Source organism: Frankia tisae (assembly GCF_025403405.1).
GTDB classification, from domain to species: domain Bacteria; phylum Actinomycetota; class Actinomycetes; order Frankiales; family Frankiaceae; genus Frankia; species Frankia tisai.
The window spans coordinates 1-3510 of the sequence record NZ_JANEZT010000515.1 but is presented as its reverse complement, the minus strand read 5'-3'; the positions used below and the strand labels follow the sequence as shown (position 1 = coordinate 3510).

General features: G+C 75.0%; 5 protein-coding genes. 3 read left to right on the top strand and 2 right to left on the bottom strand.

Annotated elements, in window-relative coordinates:
- Positions 1-38: 38 nt before the first annotated feature.
- Positions 39-851 (bottom strand): DNA methyltransferase, encoded by an 813-nt coding sequence (locus NBZ85_RS29055; RefSeq protein WP_261563149.1) that lies wholly within the window; start codon positions 849-851, stop codon positions 39-41.
- Positions 848-1450, bottom strand: coding sequence for a hypothetical protein (locus NBZ85_RS29050; protein ID WP_261563147.1), 603 nt, complete (start codon positions 1448-1450; stop codon positions 848-850). Before NBZ85_RS29050 ends, NBZ85_RS29055 begins: the two co-directional genes overlap by 4 nt.
- A gap of 613 nt (positions 1451-2063) precedes the next feature.
- On the opposite strand from NBZ85_RS29050, the gene NBZ85_RS29045 reads away from it, so the two are divergent.
- From NBZ85_RS29045 to NBZ85_RS29035, 3 genes are all read left to right on the top strand, one after another.
- On the top strand, positions 2064-2930 hold the full coding sequence (locus tag NBZ85_RS29045) for a hypothetical protein (RefSeq protein ID WP_055752702.1): 867 nt from the start codon (positions 2064-2066) through the stop codon (positions 2928-2930).
- Positions 2927-3325: a pilin gene (locus NBZ85_RS29040; RefSeq protein ID WP_055752701.1), complete on the top strand. Its 399-nt coding sequence runs from the start codon at positions 2927-2929 to the stop codon at positions 3323-3325. The genes NBZ85_RS29045 and NBZ85_RS29040 overlap by 4 nt, the downstream gene beginning before the upstream one ends.
- Before the next feature lie 3 nt (positions 3326-3328).
- Positions 3329-3510: hypothetical protein (locus tag NBZ85_RS29035; protein WP_261563145.1), on the top strand; the 182-nt coding region annotated here is incomplete at its 3' end.

The following is a 3510-nucleotide window of genomic DNA, read 5'->3' as shown; positions in this document are numbered from 1 at the left end:
GGTGCGGTGCGCGCACGGGCCCGGCCGGCACGGGAGTGCTAGGCTGCCGGGCGGTGCGAGGCGTCGAGCGCGGCGTGCGGCGCCGGGGGGAGCGGCGGGTCCGGTGGGCGCGGTCGCCGGACTGGTTGGCCGTCGGCACGGAAGACGATCACGTCCTGGTGGACCGGGTAGGCGCGTGGCCGCCCGTGCGGGCGGTGGGTGCCGAGGGCCCGGGTGTAGGGGACGGCGGTGAGCGCGACGGCACGCTGCACCGGCCGCCAGCCGACGTCCCGGCCGGCGGCGGCGACCTGGCTGGCCAGGTCCACCCCGCCGCCGATGTGGTAGGCGGCGATGACGACGAGGTGGCCGCCGGGCCGGGGCAGGTCCCGGTAGGCGGCCAGCCGTGCGCGTAGCCGGTCCCTGGCCGGACCGGTCGGCTCGGCAGGGTCGGCCGGTCCGATCGCGGTCAGGACCAGGTCGATCGGTCCGAGTCCGGTCCAGGACTCGCCGTCGGGCAGCGCGTCGAGGATCATCCCGTCGCCGCGGGCGCCGCGGGCCTTCGCCAGGGTGAGCGCGGCGCGGGCGGTCTCCCACCGCTCGGGGTCGGTGGTGATGCCGATGCCGTGGCGGCGGGCGTGCACGGCTTCGGCCACGACCGTTCCCCGCCCGCAGTCCGGGTCGCACACCGTGTCGCCGGGCCGGCTGTAGGCCGCGATCGCGTGGGCGGCGACCGCCGCTGACACCGCCGCGTCGCCGTGCGGCGCATCGGCCGGCGGTCGCCCGGTCTGGTGGGTGGCAGTGTTGTGCCGGCCGGTGTGCCAGACCGTCGCCCACCGCGCGTCGCCGCGCCACGTCTCGCCGTCGGCGGTCATCGGGCCGCGCCCCCCGTCGGCGGCACCGGTGCGAGCGGGGCGAACAGCAGCATGTCGGAGTGCACCCTGCGGGCCACCGTCCCGTGCGGCAGCGGGGTGGGTGGCTGGTCGAGCTCGTCGAGGGGGACTTCCAGCAGGACGACCCGGTCGAGCAGCGCGAGCCCGTGGCGGCTGGTGGCGGCGGTCAGGTCGCCGGTGGGGTCGATCAGCCGGCCGGCGATGCTGTCGCTGCGGGTGATCACGGCCAGCAGGCCGGCGGGACTGACCAGACGGGCCCATGGGACACCGTGCAACCAGCCGGTCCGCGTCGGTTCCACGACCGAGACGACCAGCGGATGTCCCTCGGCGTCCGGCGCCCGACCGGGCGCCGGGTCGAGTCCCGGTCTCGACCCCGCCACCGTGTGGGTGGGGCCGGCGGGCCCGGTCCGGACCCGGACGCACCGGTCGAGTCGGGCGACGGCCCAGACGGTGTCCCCGAGCCCGTCGGAGGCGTCGCCCTCGGCGACGTCGCGGCGCGGTCCGGCTCCGTCTTGGGGCGGCGCGGTCAGCAGCAGGACCGGGTCACCGGGCCGGGTATGGGTCACGACGAGCTGTTCCACAGCGGCTGCAAGCCAGCCGGCCGGCGGCCGGCCGGGGCTGGCGGGAGGGCACGGCCAGACGGTCGCTGGCCGGCCCGCGGGGACGACAACGCGGCCGTCGCGGTCAGGGTCGGATACGGGCATCAAGAGGTTTTCCTTTCACGGCGGAGTGTTTTCGCGGCCGTAAAAGGAGACCGTCTGCTGGGCATGCCTCGGACACCAGCCCGGCGACCTTTTTCAAGATTTTTCTCGCTGGGCAGGGCCTAGTCTGACCGGACTATTGATCGCTGGCAGATCGCTGGGCAGCGCTCGGACGGTCCGTCCGAAAATTTTTTCAAGATTTTTCTCGCTGGGGTCATTGTCGGCTGGCCGTGCTGCCAGCAGGGATGCCCAGCGATCTTCCTCGGATGTCACAGCGTCGCAGCTCACATCCCTGCTGTGCAGGTTCGGGGCGCCGCCGGCGTCGGGTCGACTCCGGGGCTTGCGGAAATGCCGACACTAGATCACTGGGATTCCGCTGGGCGCCAGAGATCTTTGCTGTGCATTCACTGGGAGATCATTATTGCTTTTCGCTGGGCACGGTGTGGCGTCCTTGGTGCTGTCCGCATTTCCGTGACAGCGAAGGACGGCAGTAATGCCCGACGGAATGTCTTCACTTCCTCCGCGACCGGCCGGCCGGGGCGCGTCCGCGTTGCCGCTGGCGACATTGCGGGACTGCTTTGGCCTGCTGGTCGCGGGCCCCGCGCCGCTGGCGCTGGACGGCTCGCTGGTGCCAGGTCTGCCGGAGCGGCTGGTGGCGTTGGACGAGCTGCGCGACCGGCTACTGGCCGGCTCCTGCCCGCAGCCCGTCCGCGACGCCGCCTGGGCGGTGGTGATCCGCCGCTCCCGCCGCTACGGCGGCGCGTGGACAGTCGGCGCCGCCGGCATGGCGCTGCCCGCCCTGCGCGCGGTCTGCGCCCGGCTCGGCGGCCACAGCGACCTCGACCCGGCCGACGTGCAGGCCGAGGTGCTCACCGGGTTCCTCGAAGCGGCGGCCACCGTCCGCCTGGACCTGCCGCGAATCGCGGTGCGGCTGCGCTGGGCCGCCTACCGGGCCGGGCTCGCGCTGACCGTCCAGCAGCGGGAAACCCCTCATCCCGACCCGGACCTGTTCCAGACCGTCGCCGCGGCCGAAGCACCGCAGTCCGGTCCGGGCCAGGCCGGTCCCGAACAGGTCCTGGCGGGCCTGGTCGCCGCCGGAGTCCTGACCGATACCGAGGCCGATCTGATCGCCGCGACCCGCCTGGACGAGATGCCGATCAGCGCCTGGGCCGCCCGCCACGCGACGGCGCCCCGCCGGGCATCCCGGCTGCGGGAGCGGGCCGAGCAGCGCCTCGTCGACCACCTCACCGGCCCGGCCGGTGCCAGCCGTGCCGGGCGTTCGCCGGCCGCCGAGACCCCGCGCTGGCCACATCCACCGGCCGGCGCGCCGGCGCTGACGGTCGCGGGGGTGCCGGCATGAACCCGACCCGACCGCGGCCCGAGGCCCGCCCCGTCCGCTCCCGCGCGGACGGCCGGCGTGCCGTGGCGCGCCGCGCGGTCCTGCTCACCGTGCTCGTGCTCGCGCTCGTGCTGGCGGGCAGCGTGGCGGCCTTCGCCGCGCCGGCGCCGGCGGCGCCTGTGGCGCCGGATCTGAACGCCGTCCTGAACAACGTCCGCAACTGGATCATGGGAATCCTGGCGCTGCTGGCGACGGTCTTCCTGTCGATCGGCGGGGTGCGCTACCTGATCTCCAACGGCGATCCCGGCGAGGTCGGCAAAGCCAAGGACAGCTTCCGCAACGCGGGCTGGGGGTACGGGCTGGCCGCGCTCGCCCCGGTCGTCGTCGCGATCCTCAAGCAGATCGTCGGGGGCTAGCCCATGACCGCCGCCGTCCCGGCACGCCGCGCGCCGGCGTATCTCTCCCTCGCCCACGCGGCCCGGAGGCCGGCCCGCCCGCGGCGCCACCGCCGGGGCCGCGGGCTGCGGCTGGTCGGGACGGCGGCGCTTGCCGTGGTGCTGCTCGTCGCCTGCCCCGCCCTGGCCTTCGCCGACGCCACCCC

What these genes read in the sequence shown, in the direction of transcription:
- NBZ85_RS29055 (WP_261563149.1), bottom strand. Translation starts at nt 851, where the DNA reads ATGACCGCCGACGGCGAGACGTGGCGCGGCGACGCGCGGTGGGCGACG.
- NBZ85_RS29045 (WP_055752702.1), top strand. Translation starts at nt 2,064, where the DNA reads ATGCCCGACGGAATGTCTTCACTTCCTCCGCGACCGGCCGGCCGGGGC.
- NBZ85_RS29040 (WP_055752701.1), top strand. Translation starts at nt 2,927, where the DNA reads ATGAACCCGACCCGACCGCGGCCCGAGGCCCGCCCCGTCCGCTCCCGC.